Raw genomic sequence first — 21,086 nt, forward strand, 5'->3', positions numbered from 1 at the left:
CCATGCCGGGGCGGTTCTTTTTGACGCGCCCCGACCTTCTAGGCCTTGATACGCAGCCTCGTGCGAACATTGCGCCCGGTGAGGACGTCTGGGTGCAGACTGCCAAAGAGATGCGCCTGATGCGCTGGGGTATGATTCCTGTGGGGCGCACAAATGCACGTGGACGGCCAGTGCTTGAAACGATCATCAATGTGCGCTCCGAAACGCTTTACACCAAATCGGCGTTCGAAGGGCTGCGCCGCGCCGTCGTCCCTGTCGAGGGATGGTATGAATGGACCGGTGAGAAGCGGCGTAAGACGGCTTGGGCGATACGGCCGAAGGACGGCGGCGTGCTGCATTTCGCAGCCGTTTACGATATTTGGCAGGCACCTGGCGGAACCGAAGTCGCGCAGGTTGCGACCCTGACCTGCGCGCCGTCGGCGGATGTGCGCGACATTCATCATCGCATGGGCGTGATCCTGAAAAGGGAAGATGTTTCAGTATGGTTAGGCGACGATCAGAATGCCGCCGCAGACTTGATGGTGCCTTATCCTGATGGCCGCTTATCGGTGACCCCTGCGACAGATGTGGACTGGACCGCGCCTTAGCGTAAGATGATCCCATTCAACTCAATGGGAGACACACATGTCTGTTGCAAAAGTTACAGAGATTATTTCATCTTCATCGAAATCCTTTGATGACGCTGTCGAAAACGGGATCGCGCGGGCGTCCAAGACGCTCAAGGGCATCACCGGTGCCTGGGTCGCGGATCAGAAGGTGACCGTGAAGGACGGGAAGGTCGACGAGTATCGCGTGGTGATGCGTGTGACCTTCGTTCTGGATTGATCTGAACGAAAAAAGGCACCCGCTTTTGTCGGGTGCCTTTTCCAGATGGTGCGTGTTCAGCCTAGTCGGCGAGGGTCAGATTGACCGCGCTTTCGCGTCCGTCGCGACCTGCTTCGATATCAAAGTTGACCTTCTGGTCATCCTTGAGGCCGGTCAGACCTGAACGCTCAACTGCTGAAATATGAACGAATACGTCTTTGCTGCCGCCATCCGGGGCAATGAAGCCATATCCTTTTGTGGTGTTGAACCATTTCACTGTTCCTGAAGCCAAATGCGCCTCCATTCAATTATCCCGCTCGCGAAATGCAGTGGGCCGGCTCGTCAGTGCTTGATCGAGAGACTGGGCCGTCAAAAGTGAAGGGGCAGTGGTCGATAGAGGTAACGTAGCGTCACTAATTATGCGCCGCGTTTTTGAGAATGAAAAGGAATTTCGGAAACTTTAGGGGCATCAGCGGCTTAGCGCCGGATCGGGAGGCGCGGCAGTCCGCGCGTCCCTGTTTTCAGGCAAATATTATGCCAATGCGATGTTGATCGCCGACTCACGACCGTCACGGCCGTTTTCGATATCGAATGTAACTGCCTGATTATCAGCCAGACCGGTCAGGCCGGAACGTTCGACTGCAGAGATGTGTACGAACACGTCTTTTGCGCCGCCTTCAGGCGCGATAAAGCCGTAGCCTTTTGTTGTATTGAACCATTTCACGGTGCCATTAGCCATCGTGTATTTCCTTTTTTGGGCCGCCCGCAGGATTGCGGCGGTTTGGCGTAGTCAGTGCAAAGTCGAGCGCTGTAGCCTAGAAAAGGAAAACAGAGTGTCGAAATGGATAACGTTAGCAACCCGGATGTGGGGCCTTATGTATCGAAATGCAAGGGTTTTTGGGCGAAAATGCGATTCTTCGCCGATCAACGCGCCTTTTGCGACAGCTTCAGTTCGAAGGCTGCATGGACAAAAACAAACAGTGTGCCAAGGGCGCTATAACAGAGCAGCGCGGTTAGCAGTCCAAAAAGACCGAGCGAAAAAAGGTAGAGCGTGATCGAAAAGGCGACGAAAGCGCTGTTCAGAATGATACCCATTGTGACTGCCTGTTTTTTGTTTCCATAACGATAGGCAGCATACCTTCCAATTGTTAAGCGTTTGTTACGCAATGATTGCGTATTTTCTGTGCAGTGTGACACTGCCCCGGCCGCACAGTGCTTGCCGAGGCAGAGTTAATCAGAGTTCAGTTGCAGCTTTAGCGCACGAATTTCTTGTGCTTCATGCGCTTGGGTTCCATCGCATCAGCGCCAAGCCGCCGTTTCTTGTCTTCCTCGTAATCTTCGAAGTTCCCCTGGAACCATTCCACATGTGCGTCGCCTTCGAACGCGAGGATGTGCGTGCAAATCCGGTCCAGGAAGAAACGGTCGTGGCTGATCACGACCGCGCAGCCTGCGAAATCCACAAGCGCATCTTCCAGCGCGCGCAGCGTTTCGACGTCCAGATCGTTCGTCGGTTCGTCAAGCAGCAGAACGTTACCACCCGATTTCAGCAGCTTTGCCATGTGTACACGGTTGCGTTCACCACCCGACAGCAGACCAACCTTTTTCTGTTGGTCGCCGCCCTTGAAGTTGAAAGCAGAGCAGTAGGCGCGGGAATTCATCTGCGCGTCGCCCAGTTCGATAATTTCGGCACCGCCGGTGATTTCTTCCCAGACCGTCGCATCCGCGTTCAGCGCGTCGCGCGACTGGTCGACGTAGGACAATTCCACCGTCTCACCGTATTCGACCGCACCTTCGTCCGGTTGGGTCTGCCCTGTCAGCATCGAAAACAGAGTCGATTTACCTGCACCGTTCGGCCCGATCACCCCGACGATCCCGCCGGGGGGGAGGTCGAATGAAAGATCTTCGATCAGCAGTTTGTCACCCATCGCCTTTTTCAGACCGTTAACTTCGATTACCTTGTTCCCAAGGCGCGGCCCGTTCGGGATGATGATCTGCGCGCGACCAAGCTTTTCGCGTTCGGACTGGTTGGCCAGATCATTGTAGGCCGCGATCCGCGCCTTGGATTTGGCTTGTCGTGCTTTCGCGCCTTGCCGCATCCATTCCAGTTCGCGTTGTAGCGTGCGCTGTTTGGATTTGTCTTCCTTGGCTTCTTTTTCAAGGCGTTTGGCCTTGGCCTCAAGCCAGCTGGAATAGTTGCCTTCGTGCGGAATGCCTGACCCACGGTCGAGTTCCAGAATCCAGCCTGTAATTGCATCAAGGAAATACCGGTCGTGCGTGACGATCAGGATCGTACCTTTGTAATCCATCAAGTGCTGTTGCAGCCATGCGATGGTTTCCGCGTCCAGGTGGTTCGTCGGTTCGTCAAGCAGCAGCATATCGGGCGCTTCGAGCAGCAGTTTGCAAAGCGCGACCCGCCGCTTTTCACCGCCCGAGAGCGTGTCGACGTTTGCGTCATCAGGGGGGCAGCGCAGTGCTTCCATGCTGACGTCAATCTGCGCGTCCAGATCCCAAAGGTTCTGTGCGTCGATTTCATCCTGCAATTTCGCCATCTCGTCGGCGGTTTCGTCGGAATAGTTCATCGCCAGTTCGTTATAGCGATCCAGTACCGCCTTCTTTTCGGCCACGCCAAGCATGACGTTTTCGCGCACAGACAAGTTCGGGTCGAGTTCGGGTTCCTGCGGCAGGTAGCCGACCTTTGCCCCTTCTGCGGCCCAGGCTTCGCCCTGAAAATCCTTGTCCTGTCCGGCCATGATCCGCATCAGCGTCGATTTACCGGTGCCGTTCACGCCGACAACGCCGATTTTCACGCCCGGCAGAAAATTCAGCCGGATGTTTTCGAAGACTTTTTTGCCGCCAGGATAGGTTTTGGACACGCCGTCCATGAAATAGACGAATTGGTAGCTGGCCATCGTAGGATGCTCCGGAAATGACGAAATTTGCCACTAGATAACGGCGGATCGGGGCAGGGGCAATCGCCGATGCCCTGATGCGCTGTCATGCATCACTTTCGCATGAATGGCCTTGCGTCTGCCGCCCATCAACGGTTTTGTCCACGCGCTGTCAATGCGAAGGAACACTCTGTGCTGCCAAGGCCGAACGTGCGACCCTATGAGACGATCGGCCTGCTTGGCGGGTCGTTCGATCCGCCGCATCAGGGCCATGTGGCGATCACCAAGGCCGCGCTGACGCTGTTCCAACTGGATCGCATCTGGTGGCTGGTCACACCGGGCAACCCGTTGAAATCGCGCCAACCTGCGCCGATGGAAGACAGACTTGCCGCAGCCCGCCGCGTCATGGATCACCCGCGCGTGCAGATAACAGATATAGAGACCCGGCTAGAGACAACGTACACTGCAAGGACTTTGCAAAAGCTGCAGGCCATGTATCCCAAGGCGCGTTTCGTCTGGCTGATGGGGGCAGACAATCTGGCGCAGTTTGATCACTGGAAAGACTGGGAATGGATCATGCAAAACGTTCCCATTGGCGTGCTTGCCCGCCCTGGCCAACGTATTTCAGGGCGCACTTCAAAGGCGGCGAATATCTATCGCCACGCCCAGCTGCCTGCCCGCGCCGCCGGACTGTTGGCCCGCGCACAGGCCCCTGCGTGGTGCTTTCTGAATGTGCCGATGTCGGATGCGTCCTCGACCGCGATCCGAGCAAAGGGGGCATGGGGCCGCAGTGACACATGATGCCGTTGCTCCTGTCGTGCCAATCTGCATAAGGTCGATGTCATGAAGCACCTCCTGTCCCGCCGATATGTTCTGACCGGTGCCGTATCGGCCCTTGCCACGGCGAGCTTTGCTGACGCGCCGTTGGTTTCTTTGCGCCCGACGGCGCGACCGGGTGCACCGGCCGAGACACCCATCCCGCCGATCCGCCCGCAGGCCCGCCTGAGCGCACGTGAACTGATCGCGCGGGCCGGTCTGGGCGGGACTGTAGGCTTTGTGGTCGCGGACACACAGACCGGCGAAATCCTTGAGGAGGTGGATGGTGATATCGCTGTGCCACCGGCAAGTGTGACCAAGGCTGTCACCGCGCTTTATGCGCTGGAGGCGTTGGGGCCGGATTACCGCTTTGAAACCCGCGTACTTGCTGATGGTCCCATCGTTAACGGCGTTTTGCAAGGCAACCTGATCCTTGCGGGTGGCGGGGATCCGCATCTTGTCACCGATCAGCTTGCTACACTTGTCGATCAGCTCAAGAACGCAGGACTGAAAGAAGTCACCGGAGAGTTCCGCATCTGGGGTGATGCCATCGCGCGGGTCGACGAGATCGACGATACGCAGCTTGACTATCTTGGTTACAATCCGACCGTCGCGGGGCTGAACCTGAACTTTAACCGCGTCCATTTTGAATGGAAGCGCGCGGGCGAGAATTACACCGTCGCGCTTGACGCGCGCAGCGAGACGCACCGCCCGCCGGTTACGACGGCCCGCATGCGCATCGTGGATCGCACGACCCCGGTTTACACCTATGCCGACAGCAATGGCGTGGACAATTGGACCGTTGCGCGTCGCGCACTGGGTTCGGGCGGGTCGCGCTGGCTGCCGGTACGCTATCCGGCACTTTATGCCGGCGAGGTATTCCAGACCTTCGCACGCACAGCAGGGATTGTGCTGCCAAAGCCTGTGCTAATGACACAGATACCGCAGGGCGATGTCATCACCGCATTCAAAAGCGATCCATTGCGCGAAATCCTGCGCGACATGCTGCGATTTTCGACGAACCTGACGGCGGAAGTTACGGGTCTTGCTGCCACTGCTGCGCGCGCGGATCAGAAACGCGGCTTGCGCACATCCGCCTTCGGCATGACGCGCTGGGCAGCAGATCGCGCGGAGATTGACCCGCAATTTGTGGATCATTCGGGGCTTGGCGATCAGTCGCGCATCGCTGCTGGCGATATGGTCCGCCTGCTGAACGCCCGCGATGTGGCGCGACAGTTGAAGCCTATCCTGAAACCCATTGCCATGCTGGACGATGACCGCGAACGCATTCGCGATTTCCCGGCGACCATCAACGCCAAGACCGGCACGCTGAACTTTGTGTCATCGCTGGCGGGTTACATCACGACGCAGGGCGGGCGGGAATTGGCCTTTGCGTTCTTTGCCGCGGATATGGACGCGCGTGAGAAGGGCAAGCTGTCCGCAGATGAACAACCGCCCGGTGCCGGAAGCTACAACGGGAAGGCGAAGCGGTTGCAACAGGTGCTGCTGCAACGCTGGGGACGTGCCGCGGATTTGTAAGATTTGACTGGTCGCAGGTTCCGGCAGCGTCCACTCAAAGCGTCATGTGCCGCGCGCGGCTACCGCGTTCGATGGCAGCGGCGTGCAGGCGGTCGATGTTCAGCTCATACCGGATTTCTTCGAGCATGCGGTTTTCAGGATCATCAATCACGCCATCAGCCGCCGCCACGTCACAGGCCAGTGCATATGCCGTTTCGTTCAGCTTTTCTGGCAGCGCATCGCGTATCATGCCGAACAACGCTTCAAGCCCGTCTTCGGGTTCAAGCATTTCAAACACCATCTTGGCGACCCGCGCCACGCGTTCTGTATCGTAATCGGCAAAGACGGGAAGATTGTTGATGGTGTTGTTCATCTTCACCAGTTCTGCGGTACGGATGTCTTCGTCGGATGCGGAAACCGCAACCATCAATGCGACAAGCGCGTCTTCGGCGGTGATCGGGGTGTCTGCTGTCATGGGTTTGTCCTTTACCTGTACGATACCATTTATTGACCCCGCACCCCTGCCGCAATAGGGAGTGCGCGTTCATGGCGTCGCGGTGATGCCTGATTCATTTGAGAGACTTATCATGACTTCTTTGCGTGACGCAGCGATGACTTCCAAGGCCTGGCCCTTTGAAGAGGCCCGCAAGCTGCTGAAACGTTACGAGAATGAGAAATATCCCAAGGGCTATGTGCTGTTCGAAACGGGCTATGGTCCGTCCGGTCTACCCCACATTGGCACCTTTGGCGAAGTCCTGCGCACCACCATGATCCGTCGTGCATTTGCAGTGATCTCTGACATCCCGACCCGTCTGATCTGTTTTTCCGACGATCTGGACGGCATGCGTAAGGTGCCAGGCAATGTGCCCAACCAAGAAGAACTGGCCAAGCACATGCACAAGCCGTTGACCTCTGTCCCTGATCCATTTGGCGAATTCGAAAGCTTTGGCCATCACAACAACGCGATGCTGCGCCGGTTTTTGGACACCTTCGGGTTCGAGTACGAATTCTATTCGGCCAAGGAATTTTATGAGACTGGTCAGTTCGATGAAGTTCTGAAACGCGCCTGTGAGCGGTATGACGACGTCATGGCCGTGATGCTGAAATCCTTGCGCGAAGAACGTCAGCAGACATATTCCATTTTCCTGCCGATCCATCCCGAGACAGGTCGCGTTCTTTATGTTCCGATGAAGAACGTCGACCCGGTCAATCACACTGTGACGTTTGATGACGAGGGCGGCAAGGAATGGACCCTGCCTGTCACCGGCGGCAACGTTAAGCTGCAATGGAAGCCCGATTTTGGCGCACGCTGGGCCGCTCTGGGTGTCGATTTCGAGATGTATGGCAAGGAACATGCCACGAATACAGCGATCTACGACCGGATTTGCGAGATTCTGGGTGGCCGCAAGCCCGAACATTTCTCATACGAGCTGTTTCTTGATGAAAACGGGCAGAAGATTTCCAAGTCATCCGGCAACGGAATCTCAATAGACGAATGGCTGACCTATGCCTCGACCGAGAGCCTGTCCTATTTCATGTATCTCAAGCCGAAGACGGCCAAGCGGATGCATTTTGACGTGATCCCGAAGGCGGTGGATGAATACCATCAGCAGCTTCGGGCCTATGCCGATCAGGATGCGGCGGCGCGGGCAAATAACCCTGTCTTCCATATCCATGGACACAACGTCCCTGCCTCGGACATGGTGGTATCGTTTTCGATGCTGCTCAACCTTGCGTCCGTTTCAGGGGCCGAGGACAAGGAAGCCCTTTGGGGCTTTATTCAGCGGTATGCGCCAGATGCGTCAGCCGAAAAGAACCCGCAGATGGATCAGGCGGCGGGTTTTGCCGTGCGCTATTACAACGACTTTGTGAAGCCAACCAAGGTCTACCGGGATCCGACCGACACTGAACGCGCGGCCTTGCGCGATCTTGCGGATCGCCTGAAGGCTTGGGACGGCGGGCTAGATGCCGAAGAACTGCAATCCATGGTATTTGCGGTGGGCAAGGATCACGGATTTGAACCGCTGCGCGCCTGGTTCACCGCGCTTTACGAGGTGCTGCTCGGCGCATCGCAGGGCCCGCGTTTTGGCGGATTCATTGCGCTTTATGGTGTGAACGAAACCATTGCCCTGATTGAGGATCGGTTGGGCTAGCTGCAAGCCGTCGCGCGAATGATGAAGCGCCGCCCTGTCTTACGGGGCGGCGTTTTTTTGAAGCATGGTCAGCTGAACCAGCCTGTGACCTTGCCCCAGACCGATTTCTCTTCAGATGTTTCGGCGATCGTAACGGTTTCGCCCTTGACCGGTTCGGCCCCTTTGACCTCTGGCATTGGTTCGGCCTCGAAGTGTTCCTCGTCGGGCTGCACTTCGGCGAGTTTCACAGTGGCCGGTGTCATCATGCCTGCGAAAAGCAGCATCTTGGACAATGTGTTCGGCCCTGCGATCCCATCGGCGTTCAGCCCGTTCTTTTCCTGAAATGCCTGCACCGCCTTCTTTGTGCCAGGGCCGAATTTGCCGTCTGCATCTATTCCAAGATCCATCTGCAAAAGCTTGACGGCTTCGCCGCGCGATCCCTGCCGCAGCAGGATCAGTTCGGGCAATCCGATGACAGTGAACGTATCGGGACCAGCGATGCCGTCGGCGACCAGATCGTTTTTCTCCTGATAGGCTTTGAGCGCCTTTTCGGTCGCGGGTCCGAAATCCCCGTCGATCGAGAGTCCCAGTTTTTCCTGCAGCCGTTTGACCGGCGCACCCTTCATGCCGCGTTTGAGAATTGACATCGTGCTATCCCTTTATTGCCTGCGGCAAAGTCGACCACATTCGATTGCAAAGCGAAAGGGGCAGGGCAGAGAAATGAAACCAATTTGGCTTATCATGCGTAAAGAAGACAAAACGGAGGATTGAACATGCGTTTTCTTGCGATCTTTGCGGCGATCTGGGTTTGGGTGATGCCCGCCATTGCGCAGGACAACCGCGCCATCGAAGACGTGATCGGCAGCCAGCTTCAGGCCTTCAACGACCGCGATGTCCAGGGGGCCTGGCAGTTCGCAAGTCCGATGATTCAAGGTCTGTTCCAGACGCCGGACAACTTTGGAATGATGGTCGAAAACGGCTATCCGATGGTTTGGACCAACAAGGATGTTGAATTTCTGGAGCTTGGCGAAGTCAACGGGATCCTGATTCAGCGCGTTCTGATCCGCGACAGTGCAGGTGCTGCCTTTGTCCTAGAATACGCGATGATCGAGACTGAAGCCGGATGGCGTATTAACGGCGTGCAGGTCCTGCCCGCGCCGGACGTTGCCGCCTGAGCACCGTCACGGTGGCCCCACCACCCCTTTACGCCTGAGGAGTATTCCCTAGCGCAAGTGCCGCCCGCATGGGCCGGCTTTGCTGTAACCGGCGCGCGCGCCGTCTTCAAAGGGATTTTCCATGAACAAAGCGATTACCGATGGGATTGTGCTGATGCCACTGCCGTTCGCGGCAGGTCTGGGCGTGTGGTCAAGCGGCGACGGAACGCCCGGATCGGACACCTATGCCCTAAGCGGTAACGGCGTATTCGTCGCCGCCGATCAGGACTTTGGCGGCTGTCTTGAGATCAACAAGACCAGTGGCACGACCCGCGTGCGCTATATGGGCGAAACGCCGATTCTGCCGGGCTGCTATCTGCGCGTAACTGCCCGCTTTAAGGCTGTCGCCGGACCGTTGCCGAACGTACGCATTGCTGCATTTGCTGGAGACAATAGCGGTGATCCGGTCGGCGGACTGGATCTGACAGCGCCATCCACATCACTGACGACGTATGGCGAGATCGTGGAGGTCAGCGCCATTGTCGGCACAGGTGATCGCAATGGTGTCGATCTGGTCTGGCAAGGGGCAGCCTATGGCCATTTCGGGATTGATCTGACGGGGCCGAACGGTGGGCTGGTCCGCCTCGACGATCTGGTAATCGAAGACATCACGAGCGCCTTTCAGCGCGACATGTTGTCGTTGGTGGACGTACGCGATTACGGCGCGATCGGTGACGGCAGCGCGGACGATTCAGCTGCATTCGAAGCGGCGGATGCCGCAGCGCAGGGACGTACGGTGCTTGTATCCAAGGGCGTTTACAAGCTCGAAGACAGTGTGACCCTGTCAAGCCGCGTCAAGTTTGAAGGCACCGTCGTGCAATCGGCCAATCACCGGTTCATCCTGCAAAAGGACTTTAACTACGCCACCTATGTCGATGCCTTCGGTGATGAAGAGACAGCGTTCAAGAAAGCCTATCAGGCACTGCTGAATTTCTCGGATCACGAGTCGCTTGATCTGTGCGGCCGCCGGATCACTTTGTCCGAACCGTTGGACATGCAGGCTGCCGATCCATCACGCACGGTTTTTGCAACACGGCGGGTCATTCGCAACGGGCAGTTCCAGCCTGAACCCGGATCGGCGTGGAATACAGATTCGGTGACTTCACAAGCCACCTATAGCGCAAGCAATCCCAATCAACTGACCAATGTGATCGACGTCGCCAATGTGGTCGTTGGCGCACGAGTCAGCGGGACGGGTGTCGGCCGCGAGATCTATGTGCGGGCGACGAATGTTGGCCAAAAGACTGTCACGCTCAGCCAGCCGCTTTATGATGCGGTAGGCACGCAGACTTATACGTTCCGACGCTACAAATACTTGCTCGATTTCTCGGGCTATGACGATCTTGCGCAGTTCGTGATTGATGACGTCGAATTCCAGTGTAACGGTCATGCCAGCGGCATTTTGCTTGCACCACAAGGCCTGACGTTCCACCTGCGCGATTGCTTTGTCACAAAGCCGAAGAACCGCGGTCTGACCTCGATTGGAACGGGCTGTCAGGGCATGATGATCGACCGCTGCAACTTTGCCAGCAACGAGCAGCCGTTGCCGGTGCAGGACCGCACCACCATCGGCTTCAACGCCAACGCCAATGATGTTAAAATCCGCGACAACCGCGTGGCCTTGTTCAAGCATTTCTGCGTATTGGGCGGCACCGGCACCCTGATTTCGGGCAATCACTGGTTCCACGGCGACAATGAAGACAACGGCGTGCGCAAGGGCGGGATCATCATCACGACCCCGAACTGCAAAAGCATCATCACCGGCAACTACTGTGACAACAATTTCATCGAATGGACGAACGAACACAGTGCGGAACCTGCGCTGGGCGCGCAGTTTTCATTTGGCGGGCTGACTATTACGGGCAACATTTTTACGACCAACGATGTTGCGGACTGGTTCAACTTCATCGTCATCAAGCCCTATGGCCCGAACCATTTCATCCACGGCTTCTCGGTGGTCAGCAATGTGTTCCGCTCGATCAACGGGTTCATCGACAAGGTCGAGCACGTCGATACGTCACTTGCCGATCTGGACTATGGCCGGATGCGCGGCGTGACCTTCGCTGCGAATACCTTCCACAGTGTGCGTGACGAAGTATATAACCCAGCGATCCTGTCACACGATGAGTCGACACCGACCCGCACCTGGGTTGCCGAGAACGCGCCCTACCTTCCATTTGGCGGGCGCGCCCGGTTTGTCGACAGTGTTATGGCGGATGGTCCCCTCAAGGACAGTTCCGATGCTACGGTCTACGAGATGCCTTACGTGAATACGGATTACGGCCCAGACCAATCCGAAGTCCGTTTTGTCTTCAAGACCGCAGTCGAGGGGCGCATCCGCTATCAGGTGCGCATGGACAACCCGCTTTAGCGTTTGGCGGGCAGGTCAGAAGGTGATCCACGTTTCCAGCTTCATGCCTGCCCCTTTGTCACCGGTCAGCCCTTGCACTGCCCCGACACTGATCGAAAAGTAATCGTTCCAGTGATAGATCACCGACGGGCTGATCTTTGCATAGTAGTCATCGGTGAAGCCTTGTCCGGTTTGCAGTTGGACGGTCGTTGTCCAGTGATCATTCCAGTGGCGCCCCCAGGTCAGATCGGCCTTGGGGCGCCATTTGTTTTCGCTGACCGCCAGGGTGGCCGAGGCATCGACCGCGTACCAACCGCTTTCATAGCCGCGCCCCCAAGAGACGCTGCCGCGTAACAATTCCTCGGTCCGCAAGTAGGAAAAATCTGCTGTCGCCAGATTGGTCGGTGTGTGCAAAGTGCGTCGCAGTCCAAAGCCGACACCAACGGCAAAGCGGTTCTGCGCCTCCAGATCACCGACCGGGACGGTGAAAAAGATGAAATCGGACGCAATTCTGCCCGCATCTGCAAGATGGCTGTCCAGTCCGACCGTTATCCGGTCCGTCAGCCCGAATTCAGCATAAAGCGTGGGGTCATAGTGGACGGGCAGCTCAGAGCCGTCCGACAGCCAGAAGTTGCCGCCAAACGCGATGAACCACTCTCCCTTTTCGCGTGCCCATGCCCCGGAAAGGGCAGGTTGTCCGGCAAGCAGTGCGATCAGGATGACCAGAATTCGGAACATGCGGGGCTCTCCAGCGGCACCGCATTACTTTTGTTCATAATGGTTAATGCGCCGTTAACGTCGGTCTGACCCGCGCAGCCGGTGGCCCCACAGCTTCAGCGCATACAGTGGGATAGCCCCTGCTTCGCGCGCAAGGTTGCGTATCTGCGTCTTGCGATGTCCGCCGCGTGTCGACGGCCCCGATGTTTCTGCCTGCCAGCCAAGGTGGCGCGCAACCATGCGCGCGCGTGGCAGATGATAGCGATCCGACACGATGATAACGCGCGTGACGTCGAAACGTGACAGAAGGGCGCGGGCGTTTCGCAGATTTTCGTAAGTGGTACGCGATTTCGCTTCCGGGATGATCTGCGCGGCAGGCACCCCGGCCTTGATGAAAATATCGCGCATGATCTCAGCCTCTGCAGGCGCATGGATGCCAAGCCCGCCGCAGGGCACGAGTACCTGCGCGCGATCCATTTGCCACAGGGAGAGCGCATGCGCGCAGCGCCGTCGCATCGTGGGTGAGGGGCCGTCCTGCCAGACCGCCGCCCCGAGGATCAGGATGACTTGCATGACCCTTCTCTAGCGCCGCGACGCTGACAGGTGAACCATCTTTTGGTAAAGAAATTGCGGCCATGTAGTAAAACTTTTTTACAACTCCGGTCCGCTCATATGACAGCCCCGCTTGGCAAAGCTGCGTGATTGCGGATGATGCACAGCGGAGGATGTCAGCGCACGCTGGCAGGTCCGATGGAGGTCGGACCGCAATACACATTCACTATGGGGGGACACGCATGTCACAGTCTGAAACCGCAGGCCTTTATCCGCCAACCGCAGAACAGGCGGCACGGGCCCACGCTGACAAAGAGACCTATGACGCCATGTATGCCGCGTCGATCGCGGACCCGGATGCATTCTGGGGCGAACATGGTAAGCGCGTCGACTGGATCAAGCCCTATTCCAAGGTCAAGAACACCAGCTTTGCCCCCGGAAGTATCGACATCAAATGGTACGAGGACGGGACGCTGAACGTCGCGGCGAACTGCGTGGACCGGCATCTCAAGGACCGTGGCAACCAGACCGCGATCATCTGGGAGCCCGATGAAGCCAGCGACGAAGCGCAGCATATCACCTACCAGCAGCTGCACGCACACGTCTGCAAATTCGCAAACGTTCTGAAGGAGATGGGCGTTAGCAAGGGCGATCGTGTCGTTATCTATATGCCGATGATCCCGCAGGCGGCCTACGCGATGCTGGCCTGTGCACGGATCGGGGCAATCCACTCCATCGTTTTCGCTGGATTCTCGCCTGATGCACTGGGCGCACGGGTCAATGCCTGCGGCGCAAAAGTCGTCATCACAAGCGATGGCGCACCGCGCGGTGGTCGCGTCACAAATCTGAAGGACAACGTCAACCAGGCGCTGCGCGATGACTTCAATGAGGTCAAATGCCTTGTCGTCAAGCGCACCGGCCAGCAAATCGCATGGCGTGATGGTCTCGATTTCTGGCTGCACGAAATGGAAGAAAACGTCAGCAACGACTGCCCGCCAGAGGAGGTAGCCGCAGAAGACCCGCTGTTCGTCCTTTATACATCCGGTTCGACCGGCCAGCCCAAGGGCGTCGTGCATTCCACGGGCGGCTATCTGGTCTATGCTGCGATGACCCATCAATACACGTTCGACTATCACGACGGTGACATCTTCTGGTGTACGGCCGATGTCGGCTGGGTCACGGGCCACAGCTATATCGTCTACGGGCCGCTCGCCAATGGCGCGACAACGGTGATGTTCGAAGGTGTGCCCACATATCCCGATGCGGGGCGTTTCTGGGCAGTTTGCGAAAAGCACAAGGTGAATCAATTCTATACCGCACCGACCGCCATTCGCGCGCTGATGGGGCAGGGCAACAGCTTTGTCGAAAAATACGACCTGTCCGATATCAAGGTGCTTGGCACGGTGGGTGAACCGATCAACCCCGAAGCGTGGAACTGGTATAACGATGTGGTCGGCAAGGGCCGTGCGCCGATTGTCGACACGTGGTGGCAGACTGAAACGGGCGGGCATCTGCTGACCCCGCTGCCAGGTGCGACAGCGACCAAACCGGGTTCAGCGACACTGCCGTTCTTCGGTATTCAACCGGTGATCCTTGAGCCGACAACGGGCGCGGAATTGACTGACACAGCGGCCGAGGGGGTCTTGTGTATCAAAGACAGTTGGCCAGGACAGATGCGCACCGTCTGGGGTGACCATGACCGGTTCGAAAAGACCTATTTCGCGGACTACAAGAACTACTACTTTACCGGTGACGGCTGTCGCCGTGATGAGGACGGCTACTACTGGATTACCGGGCGAGTTGACGACGTAATCAATGTCTCTGGTCACCGGATGGGTACGGCCGAGGTCGAAAGCGCCCTTGTCGCACATAGCAAGGTCGCCGAGTCCGCAGTCGTCGGTTATCCGCACGAGATCAAAGGGCAGGGCATCTATGCCTATGTCACGCTGATGAACGGCGTAGAGCCGTCTGACGAACTGCGTAAGGAACTGGAAACATGGGTGCGCTCCGAGATCGGCCCGATCGCCAAGCCGGATCTTATCCAGTGGGCACCGGGATTGCCGAAAACACGGTCTGGCAAGATCATGCGTCGCATTCTGCGCAAGATTGCCGAAGACGATTTCGGATCGCTGGGCGACACATCGACCCTCGCCGATCCATCGGTTGTCGAGGATTTGATCGAAAACCGCATGAACCGCGGTAAATAGAAATTTCAAGGTGAAGGGCGGCAATTTGGCCGCCCTTTTTGCGTCTCGAATCAAGATCGTCACAATTTGTGAAAGACAGATTTGGGGTGGTCCACCCGCGAACAACTATCTGATTGTTTTGCAAACCGCGCGCCAAACATGCGGTTTTTTGCGCAAGCTGACCTACGCGGCAACTTGCCGTCGGGTCGCCCGGGTTTAGTGCTTGCACTTTTAGCGGACTCACCAAAGGATGAACCATCAGCGCGCAAGACGCGCATGACGTTCAAAATGTATGGCCGCGCAAAGCGGCCGACAAAAGGGAGACATTCATGACTTTGACATCATTCCTGAAGGCGACAACAGCAGCTGCCGTGATCGCCACTGGTGGTGCAGCCTGGGCCGACAGCCACGCAACCCACCCTGAAACTGGCGAAGCACTCGCCTCTGAGCAGACTTTCACATATCGCGTCGGTGACGAAAGCCCGTCGTTCGATCCCGGTCTGGTTGAAGACGTCGACGGGTCCAAGATCGTGCGCGACCTGTTCGAAGGCCTGATGAATCAGGATGCTGACGGCAATCTGGTTCCCGGTGTCGCCACCGGTTTCGAAGTGTCCGACGATAATCTGGTCTACACGTTTACGTTGCGTGACAATGCCAAATGGTCGAACGGCGATCCTGTGACGGCAGCCGATTTCGAATACGCCTGGAAACGTGCAGCATCTCCTGAACTGGCATCCCCCTATGCGTGGTACATTGAACTGATGTCCCTCGAAAACGGGGCTGAAGTCATCGCCGGTGACAAACCGATTGATGAGCTGGGTGTGACCGCCGTCGACGATCTGACGCTGGAAGTGCGCCTGTCACAGCCGCTGCCATACTTTGCCGACATGGTCGTGCATGGCACGACATTCCCCGTGCATCGCGCCACCGTCGAGGCACATGGTTCCGAGTGGACCCGCCCCGAGAACATCGTCTCCAATGGTGCTTATGTTCTGACAGAGCATGTCCCCGGCGAGCGTCTGGTGCGTGAGCGGAACCCAATGTATTGGGACAACGACAATACGATCATTGAAAAGGTCACGGCCCTTGTCATCACCGACGAGAACACCGCACTGACCCGCTATCTGGCCGGAGAGCTTGACTGGACACAGGTACCGGCGGGCCAGTTCCCGTCCCTTTCAGCCGATTATCCTGAACAGGCCGTGAGCGTGCCAGAGGCTTGTTCCTATTACTACATGTTCAACCTGCGCGATAACGCTCCGGAAGAGCTGCAGAACCCCGACGTGCGCAAAGCGCTGTCGCTTGCAATCGACCGCGACATCATCACCAATGCGGTTCTCGCCGGTGGTCAAAAGCCCGCCTATACGTTCACCCACTGGGCCACGGCTGGCTTTGAAACGCCTGATATCCCGATGGCGAAGATGACTCAGGACGAGCGGAACGCGATGGCGGTCGAGCTGCTGGAAGGGGCCGGTTTCGGTGCCGATAATCCGCTCACCATCGATCTGGTCTACAATACGTCCGAGGCACACAAGTCCGTTGCCATCGCGATCAGCCAGATGTGGAAGCAAACGCTGGGTGTCGAAACGACGCTGGCAAACCAGGAATGGCAGACATTCCTCGAAGCCCGCTCCAACGGTGACTTTGACGTCGCGCGTGGTGGCTGGTGTGCAGACTACAACGAAGCGTCCACCTTCCTTGACCTGATGGATTCCGGATCCGGCTATAACGACAGCAAATACAACAACCCAGAAGTTGACGCATTGCTGGCTGAAGCCAAGACAGCGGACAATCCGCAGGCCAACTACGACAAGGTAGAAGAGTTTATCGCGCAGGATACGCCGATCATTCCGATCTATCACTATGCTGCCGTGAACATGATGGCCGAGAACCTCGAAGGTTGGCCGTACAACAACTTCCAGCAGAACATGTACAGCAAAGATTTCTACAAAATCGCTGAATAAGCTGTGCCATTTGCCGCGTCCCTGAATTTGGGGCGCGGCATTCCTTTTCGCTGATCACAATAGCGGACCCCTGACATGCTTTCATTTGTGCTACGACGCATTGCCGTTGCGATCCCGACGCTGTTGATCCTTGTGATTTTCAGCTTCGTGCTGATGTATACAGCCCCCGGAAATCCGTTTGGTGGAGAACGCCCGCTGCCGCCCGAAGTGCTGGCAAATCTCGAAGCGAAATACGGTCTGGACAAGTCGTTTTGGGAACGCATCGTCAGTTACGTCGTCGGCGTCGTTACGCAATTCGATTTCGGCCCGTCGTTTCAATACAAGGACCGCACCGTCAATGATGTGATTGCGCAGGGCTTTCCTGTCACGCTGACTTACGGGTTCTGGTCATTCATTCTGGCGGTCAGCGTCGGTGTGACCCTTGGTGTTGCCGCGGCGATCAAGCAGAACACATGGATCGATTACATCGCGATCGGTATGTCCATCGGCGCGCAGGTTCTGCCCACTTTTGTGCTGGCCCCGATCCTGATCCTTGTCTTCACACTCTGGCTCGGTTGGTTGCCCGGCGGCGGCTGGAATGGCGGCCAATGGGAATATCTGGTGCTGCCGGTCATCGCGCTGTCCACATCCTATATGGCGTCGATCGCCCGGATCACACGGTCTTCGATGCTGGAGGTGTTGAACGCAAATTTCATCCGCACCGCGCGCGCCAAAGGGCTACCGATGCGCCGTGTGATCCTGCGCCATGCCTTGAAACCGGCGATGCTGCCTGTCCTGTCATATCTGGGGCCTGCGTTCGTGTTCATGATTACCGGCTCTGTTCTGATCGACGTGTTCTTTTCGACTGGTGGTATCGGTCGGGCATTCGTCGATTCCGCGTTTAGCCGCGATTATTCCGTCATCATGGGGATCACCATTCTGGTTGGTGCCCTGACGATTCTGTTCAATCTGGTCGTTGATCTGCTTTACGCGTGGATCGACCCGAAAATCCGATACTGAGGAGGCGACCGATGCAAAGCTTGACGCCAAATGCAGATGGGCTGGAGGAAGCCTTTCATCTGGCCGAAGTACAAGGACGCTCGCTTTGGGCGGATGCCCGTACCCGTTTTTTCCGTAACCGCGCTGCAGTCCTTGGGTTTGTTCTGTTGGTTTTGGTTGCCCTTTTCGCGTTGTTCGGCGGGCTCGTGTCCCCCTACGATGGTGAAACCGTCGATTTCACGTTGATGGGGGCCAACGCCAGCAAGGGTGTTCCGTCGCTTGAGACCGGTCATTACTTTGGAACCGACAGCTCGGGGCGTGATCTTTACGCCCGCGTGGTGCAGGGCACAGGTATTTCGCTGATGGTCGGTATCGTCGGTGCCTTCGTCGCGGTAGTTGTCGGCACGCTTTACGGCGCGGTATCGGGTTATTTCGGTGGCCGGGTCGACGATATCATGATGCGGGTCGTCGATATCCTGATGGCCATCCCCTTCATGTTCGTGCTGATCCTTTTGCTGGTCGTTGTGCAGAACACACCGGCGCTACAACGAATTCCGAATATGGATATCATCGGGATATTCATCGGCATCGGGTTGATCAGCTGGCTGGACATGGCGCGGATCGCCCGAGGCCAGACCCTGACCATCAAAAACAAGGAATTCGTCGAGGTCGCGATCGCCACGGGCGTGCATCCCATGAAAATTGTGCTGCGCCATATCGTACCGAACCTGCTGGGCATCGTGATTGTCTATGCGACATTGCTGATCCCCTCGCTCATCATCTTTGAAAGCTTCATCAGTTTCCTTGGCCTTGGCGTTCAGGAACCCAATACCTCGCTTGGGGCGTTGATTTCCGAAGGGGCAAGTACGATGAACTACGGCGTGCTCTGGCAGTTGATCTTTCCCATCATCTTTTTCGTTGTGACGATCTTTGCCTTTTTCTTTGTCGGCGACGGTCTGCGCGATGCACTTGATCCAAAGGACCGCTGACGGATGAGCCTGCTGGAAATCGACAATTTGCGGGTGACCTTTTCGACCCCGGACGGTGACGTAAACGCCGTGAATGGTATGAGCTACGCACTTGATCCGGGCGAAACACTTGCCATCGTGGGCGAAAGCGGATCGGGCAAAAGCCAGGGTGCGTTTGCGATGATGGGCCTTTTGGCGCGAAATGGTCGTGCGACAGGGTCGATCAAGTTCGACGGGAAAGAGCTGATCGGGCTAAGCGCAGACGCCATGAACAAGGTCCGCAGTGCGAAGATGGCGATGATCTTTCAGGATCCGATGACGTCGCTGAACCCCTACATCCGCATCAGTGACCAGATGGCCGAAGTGCTGACCCTGCACAAAGGCATGAGCAAGAAGGACGCGATCTCCGAAAGCGTGCGCATGCTGGATGCGGTGCGTATTCCCGATGCAGGCCGCCGTATCCGCAGCTTCCCGCATGAGTTTTCAGGCGGGATGCGCCAGCGGATCATGATCGCGATGTCACTCTTGTGTCAGCCGCGCCTGTTGATCGCGGATGAACCCACCACGGCCCTTGATGTGACAGTGCAGGCCCAGATCATGGACGTGCTGTCCGACATCCGGCGCGAATTTGGGACGGCAATCATTCTGATCACGCATGACCTTGGCGTCGTGGCGGGCTTTTGTGACCGGACACTTGTGATGTATGGCGGTCAGATCATGGAAGACGGGCCGACAGATGACGTGTTCGCTAGCCCGAGTCACCCGTACACCAAAGGCTTGTTGCAAGCCGTCCCGCGGCTTGATCGTATCGAAACCGAACTGAAAACCATCGCGGGGGAGCCGCCAGATATGTCGCGTTTGCCTGCCGGGTGCCCGTTCTCACCGCGTTGCGCCCAGGTACAGAATATCTGTGCCAGCCTGCGGCCTGAACTTGTCGCCCACGGTGATGCGCGCCGTCGTGCCTGCCATGTCCCCGTCGCGGAGGTTGTGTGATGTCACCGTTGCTTTCAGTCAAAGACTTGTCCGTCACATTCGATGTGCGCCCGCAAGGCGCGTGGCCATGGACGCCATCGCTCAAGCTGCAGGCGGTCAGCGATATGTCATTCGATCTGGCACCGGGTGAATGCCTTGGCGTCGTTGGCGAAAGCGGATCAGGTAAATCAACACTCGCGCGCGCTATCGTCGGGACTGTGCCATCCGCAGGCGGGCATATCTACTTTGAAGGCAACGATCTGGCCAACATGGATCCGCGTCAGCGCCGTGTGCATCGCCGCGACGTGCAGATGATCTTTCAGGACCCGCTCGCCGCGCTGAACCCGCGCATGACCGTGGGCGAGATTATCGCAGAACCGCTGGTCACGCATGAACCCAAGATGTCCAAGACCGAACGCAAGGCCCGCGTGCGCGGCCTGATGGACCGCGTCGGGTTGCTGCCCAACCTGATTAACCGCTATCCGCACGAGTTTTCAGGCGGGCAGTGTCAGCGCATCGGAATCGCGCGCGCATTGATTCTGAAGCCCAAGCTGATCATCTGTGACGAGCCCGTGTCGGCACTTGATGTATCCGTCCAGGCGCAAGTGGTGAACCTGTTGATGGAACTACAAGCGGACATGGGCCTTTCGATGATTTTCATCGCCCATGACCTGAGTGTTGTGAAACACATCAGCGACCGGATTATCGTGATGTATCTGGGGCGCCAGATGGAAACTGCCTCGGCCGAAACGCTGACCACGCGGCCGGAACACCCCTACAGTCAGGCGCTGATATCGTCTGTGCCGATCCCTGATCCGGTGCTGGAACGCCAGCGTGTGCGCCCCATTCTCGAAGGCGATCTGCCATCCCCGCTGTCACCGCCCAGCGGCTGCGTTTTTCGCACGCGCTGCCCCAAGGTGCAGCCGTCATGTGCCGCAGAGCGCCCGGTGATGCAGGAATTGGGCGATGGTCATCGGGTCGCCTGTCCATATCACGAACCGGCTGACGTGCTGATCGCAAGCTGAAC

21 protein-coding genes are annotated in these 21,086 nt (G+C 57.3%); 13 read left to right on the forward strand and 8 right to left on the reverse strand.

The features are described from left to right. Window positions 1-2 precede the first annotated feature (2 nt). Together BMY44_RS01175 and BMY44_RS01180 are read left to right on the forward strand one after the other, a co-directional pair. Window positions 3-587: an SOS response-associated peptidase gene (locus tag BMY44_RS01175; RefSeq protein WP_089989262.1), complete on the forward strand. Its 585-nt coding sequence runs from the start codon at window positions 3-5 to the stop codon at window positions 585-587. A 37-nt stretch (window positions 588-624) separates the two neighbouring features. Next, window positions 625-825, forward strand: coding sequence for a dodecin family protein (locus BMY44_RS01180; protein ID WP_089989266.1), 201 nt, complete (start codon window positions 625-627; stop codon window positions 823-825). A gap of 61 nt (window positions 826-886) precedes the next feature. Here BMY44_RS01180 and BMY44_RS01185 read toward each other — a convergent pair whose 3' ends face one another. The 4 genes from BMY44_RS01185 to ettA all read right to left on the reverse strand — a co-directional run bounded on the left by BMY44_RS01185 (window position 887) and on the right by ettA (window position 3,713). Further along, window positions 887-1,096 carry a cold-shock protein gene (locus BMY44_RS01185; RefSeq protein WP_055291916.1) on the reverse strand — a complete coding sequence of 70 codons (210 nt, stop codon included), beginning with the start codon at window positions 1,094-1,096 and terminating at the stop codon, window positions 887-889. Between the two features lie 240 nt (window positions 1,097-1,336). Beyond that, the gene (locus BMY44_RS01190; protein ID WP_089989269.1) at window positions 1,337-1,543 is read right to left on the reverse strand and encodes a cold-shock protein; all 207 of its coding nucleotides are present in this window, start codon (window positions 1,541-1,543) and stop codon (window positions 1,337-1,339) included. Between the two features lie 185 nt (window positions 1,544-1,728). Further along, window positions 1,729-1,899 (reverse strand): hypothetical protein, encoded by a 171-nt coding sequence (locus tag BMY44_RS18130; RefSeq protein WP_165611759.1) that lies wholly within the window; start codon window positions 1,897-1,899, stop codon window positions 1,729-1,731. Window positions 1,900-2,057: 158 nt separating this feature from the next. Further along, window positions 2,058-3,713 carry an energy-dependent translational throttle protein EttA gene (gene ettA / locus BMY44_RS01195; RefSeq protein ID WP_089989271.1) on the reverse strand — a complete coding sequence of 552 codons (1,656 nt, stop codon included), beginning with the start codon at window positions 3,711-3,713 and terminating at the stop codon, window positions 2,058-2,060. Window positions 3,714-3,884: 171 nt separating this feature from the next. On the opposite strand from ettA, the gene BMY44_RS01200 reads away from it, so the two are divergent. Continuing rightward, window positions 3,885-4,493: a nicotinate-nucleotide adenylyltransferase gene (locus BMY44_RS01200; protein WP_242650453.1), complete on the forward strand. Its 609-nt coding sequence runs from the start codon at window positions 3,885-3,887 to the stop codon at window positions 4,491-4,493. A 42-nt stretch (window positions 4,494-4,535) separates the two neighbouring features. After that, window positions 4,536-6,047, forward strand: a complete 1,512-nt coding sequence (gene dacB / locus BMY44_RS01205; protein ID WP_089989273.1) for a D-alanyl-D-alanine carboxypeptidase/D-alanyl-D-alanine endopeptidase — start codon at window positions 4,536-4,538, stop codon at window positions 6,045-6,047. 34 nt (window positions 6,048-6,081) lie between these two features. Here dacB and BMY44_RS01210 read toward each other — a convergent pair whose 3' ends face one another. After that, window positions 6,082-6,501, reverse strand: coding sequence for a tellurite resistance TerB family protein (locus BMY44_RS01210; RefSeq protein WP_089989276.1), 420 nt, complete (start codon window positions 6,499-6,501; stop codon window positions 6,082-6,084). Window positions 6,502-6,613: 112 nt separating this feature from the next. On the opposite strand from BMY44_RS01210, the gene BMY44_RS01215 reads away from it, so the two are divergent. Further along, window positions 6,614-8,179, forward strand: a complete 1,566-nt coding sequence (locus BMY44_RS01215; RefSeq protein ID WP_089989278.1) for a lysine--tRNA ligase — start codon at window positions 6,614-6,616, stop codon at window positions 8,177-8,179. Window positions 8,180-8,247: 68 nt separating this feature from the next. Here the strand turns inward: BMY44_RS01215 and BMY44_RS01220 are convergent, their stop codons facing one another. Further along, window positions 8,248-8,805 carry a peptidoglycan-binding domain-containing protein gene (locus tag BMY44_RS01220; protein ID WP_089989281.1) on the reverse strand — a complete coding sequence of 186 codons (558 nt, stop codon included), beginning with the start codon at window positions 8,803-8,805 and terminating at the stop codon, window positions 8,248-8,250. A 126-nt stretch (window positions 8,806-8,931) separates the two neighbouring features. Between BMY44_RS01220 and BMY44_RS01225 the strand changes: the two genes are divergently transcribed. Further along, complete coding sequence (locus tag BMY44_RS01225) at window positions 8,932-9,333, forward strand: DUF4864 domain-containing protein (protein WP_089989284.1); 402 nt, start codon at window positions 8,932-8,934, stop codon at window positions 9,331-9,333. Between the two features lie 121 nt (window positions 9,334-9,454). Next, window positions 9,455-11,743 (forward strand): glycosyl hydrolase family 28-related protein, encoded by a 2,289-nt coding sequence (locus BMY44_RS01230; protein WP_089989286.1) that lies wholly within the window; start codon window positions 9,455-9,457, stop codon window positions 11,741-11,743. Between the two features lie 15 nt (window positions 11,744-11,758). Here BMY44_RS01230 and BMY44_RS01235 read toward each other — a convergent pair whose 3' ends face one another. Together BMY44_RS01235 and BMY44_RS01240 are read right to left on the reverse strand one after the other, a co-directional pair. Then, entirely contained in the window at window positions 11,759-12,460 is a 702-nt protein-coding gene (locus BMY44_RS01235) for a hypothetical protein (protein WP_089989289.1), read from the reverse strand. Between the two features lie 54 nt (window positions 12,461-12,514). Beyond that, complete coding sequence (locus BMY44_RS01240; protein ID WP_089989290.1) at window positions 12,515-13,012, reverse strand: YdcF family protein; 498 nt, start codon at window positions 13,010-13,012, stop codon at window positions 12,515-12,517. 221 nt (window positions 13,013-13,233) lie between these two features. On the opposite strand from BMY44_RS01240, the gene acs reads away from it, so the two are divergent. From acs to BMY44_RS01275, 6 genes are all read left to right on the forward strand, one after another. Then, window positions 13,234-15,198 carry an acetate--CoA ligase gene (gene acs / locus BMY44_RS01245; protein WP_089989293.1) on the forward strand — a complete coding sequence of 655 codons (1,965 nt, stop codon included), beginning with the start codon at window positions 13,234-13,236 and terminating at the stop codon, window positions 15,196-15,198. Between the two features lie 308 nt (window positions 15,199-15,506). Further along, a complete protein-coding gene (locus tag BMY44_RS01255) occupies window positions 15,507-17,141 on the forward strand; it encodes a peptide ABC transporter substrate-binding protein (RefSeq protein ID WP_089989298.1) in 1,635 nt (544 codons plus the stop codon). A gap of 75 nt (window positions 17,142-17,216) precedes the next feature. Continuing rightward, on the forward strand, window positions 17,217-18,140 hold the full coding sequence (gene oppB / locus BMY44_RS01260) for an oligopeptide ABC transporter permease OppB (RefSeq protein ID WP_089989302.1): 924 nt from the start codon (window positions 17,217-17,219) through the stop codon (window positions 18,138-18,140). 11 nt (window positions 18,141-18,151) lie between these two features. Then, window positions 18,152-19,108 carry an ABC transporter permease subunit gene (locus tag BMY44_RS01265; protein ID WP_089989304.1) on the forward strand — a complete coding sequence of 319 codons (957 nt, stop codon included), beginning with the start codon at window positions 18,152-18,154 and terminating at the stop codon, window positions 19,106-19,108. 3 nt (window positions 19,109-19,111) lie between these two features. Further along, the gene (locus tag BMY44_RS01270) at window positions 19,112-20,080 is read left to right on the forward strand and encodes an oligopeptide/dipeptide ABC transporter ATP-binding protein (protein ID WP_089989307.1); all 969 of its coding nucleotides are present in this window, start codon (window positions 19,112-19,114) and stop codon (window positions 20,078-20,080) included. Further along, window positions 20,080-21,084 carry an oligopeptide/dipeptide ABC transporter ATP-binding protein gene (locus tag BMY44_RS01275; RefSeq protein ID WP_089989310.1) on the forward strand — a complete coding sequence of 335 codons (1,005 nt, stop codon included), beginning with the start codon at window positions 20,080-20,082 and terminating at the stop codon, window positions 21,082-21,084. Before BMY44_RS01270 ends, BMY44_RS01275 begins: the two co-directional genes overlap by 1 nt. Window positions 21,085-21,086 lie beyond the last annotated feature (2 nt).

It is taken from the genome of Cognatiyoonia koreensis, from assembly GCF_900109295.1.
GTDB classification, from domain to species: Bacteria; Pseudomonadota; Alphaproteobacteria; order Rhodobacterales; family Rhodobacteraceae; genus Cognatiyoonia; species Cognatiyoonia koreensis.

What these genes read in the sequence shown, in the direction of transcription:
- BMY44_RS01220 (WP_089989281.1), bottom strand. Translation starts at nt 8,805, where the DNA reads ATGTCAATTCTCAAACGCGGCATGAAGGGTGCGCCGGTCAAACGGCTG.
- BMY44_RS01275 (WP_089989310.1), top strand. Translation starts at nt 20,080, where the DNA reads ATGTCACCGTTGCTTTCAGTCAAAGACTTGTCCGTCACATTCGATGTG.
- BMY44_RS18130 (WP_165611759.1), bottom strand. Translation starts at nt 1,899, where the DNA reads ATGGGTATCATTCTGAACAGCGCTTTCGTCGCCTTTTCGATCACGCTC.
- BMY44_RS01235 (WP_089989289.1), bottom strand. Translation starts at nt 12,460, where the DNA reads ATGTTCCGAATTCTGGTCATCCTGATCGCACTGCTTGCCGGACAACCT.
- BMY44_RS01265 (WP_089989304.1), top strand. Translation starts at nt 18,152, where the DNA reads ATGCAAAGCTTGACGCCAAATGCAGATGGGCTGGAGGAAGCCTTTCAT.
- BMY44_RS01270 (WP_089989307.1), top strand. Translation starts at nt 19,112, where the DNA reads ATGAGCCTGCTGGAAATCGACAATTTGCGGGTGACCTTTTCGACCCCG.
- acs (WP_089989293.1), top strand. Translation starts at nt 13,234, where the DNA reads ATGTCACAGTCTGAAACCGCAGGCCTTTATCCGCCAACCGCAGAACAG.
- BMY44_RS01190 (WP_089989269.1), bottom strand. Translation starts at nt 1,543, where the DNA reads ATGGCTAATGGCACCGTGAAATGGTTCAATACAACAAAAGGCTACGGC.
- oppB (WP_089989302.1), top strand. Translation starts at nt 17,217, where the DNA reads ATGCTTTCATTTGTGCTACGACGCATTGCCGTTGCGATCCCGACGCTG.
- BMY44_RS01215 (WP_089989278.1), top strand. Translation starts at nt 6,614, where the DNA reads ATGACTTCTTTGCGTGACGCAGCGATGACTTCCAAGGCCTGGCCCTTT.
- dacB (WP_089989273.1), top strand. Translation starts at nt 4,536, where the DNA reads ATGAAGCACCTCCTGTCCCGCCGATATGTTCTGACCGGTGCCGTATCG.
- BMY44_RS01230 (WP_089989286.1), top strand. Translation starts at nt 9,455, where the DNA reads ATGAACAAAGCGATTACCGATGGGATTGTGCTGATGCCACTGCCGTTC.
- BMY44_RS01175 (WP_089989262.1), top strand. Translation starts at nt 3, where the DNA reads ATGCCGGGGCGGTTCTTTTTGACGCGCCCCGACCTTCTAGGCCTTGAT.
- BMY44_RS01240 (WP_089989290.1), bottom strand. Translation starts at nt 13,012, where the DNA reads ATGCAAGTCATCCTGATCCTCGGGGCGGCGGTCTGGCAGGACGGCCCC.
- BMY44_RS01225 (WP_089989284.1), top strand. Translation starts at nt 8,932, where the DNA reads ATGCGTTTTCTTGCGATCTTTGCGGCGATCTGGGTTTGGGTGATGCCC.
- ettA (WP_089989271.1), bottom strand. Translation starts at nt 3,713, where the DNA reads ATGGCCAGCTACCAATTCGTCTATTTCATGGACGGCGTGTCCAAAACC.
- BMY44_RS01210 (WP_089989276.1), bottom strand. Translation starts at nt 6,501, where the DNA reads ATGACAGCAGACACCCCGATCACCGCCGAAGACGCGCTTGTCGCATTG.
- BMY44_RS01180 (WP_089989266.1), top strand. Translation starts at nt 625, where the DNA reads ATGTCTGTTGCAAAAGTTACAGAGATTATTTCATCTTCATCGAAATCC.
- BMY44_RS01255 (WP_089989298.1), top strand. Translation starts at nt 15,507, where the DNA reads ATGACTTTGACATCATTCCTGAAGGCGACAACAGCAGCTGCCGTGATC.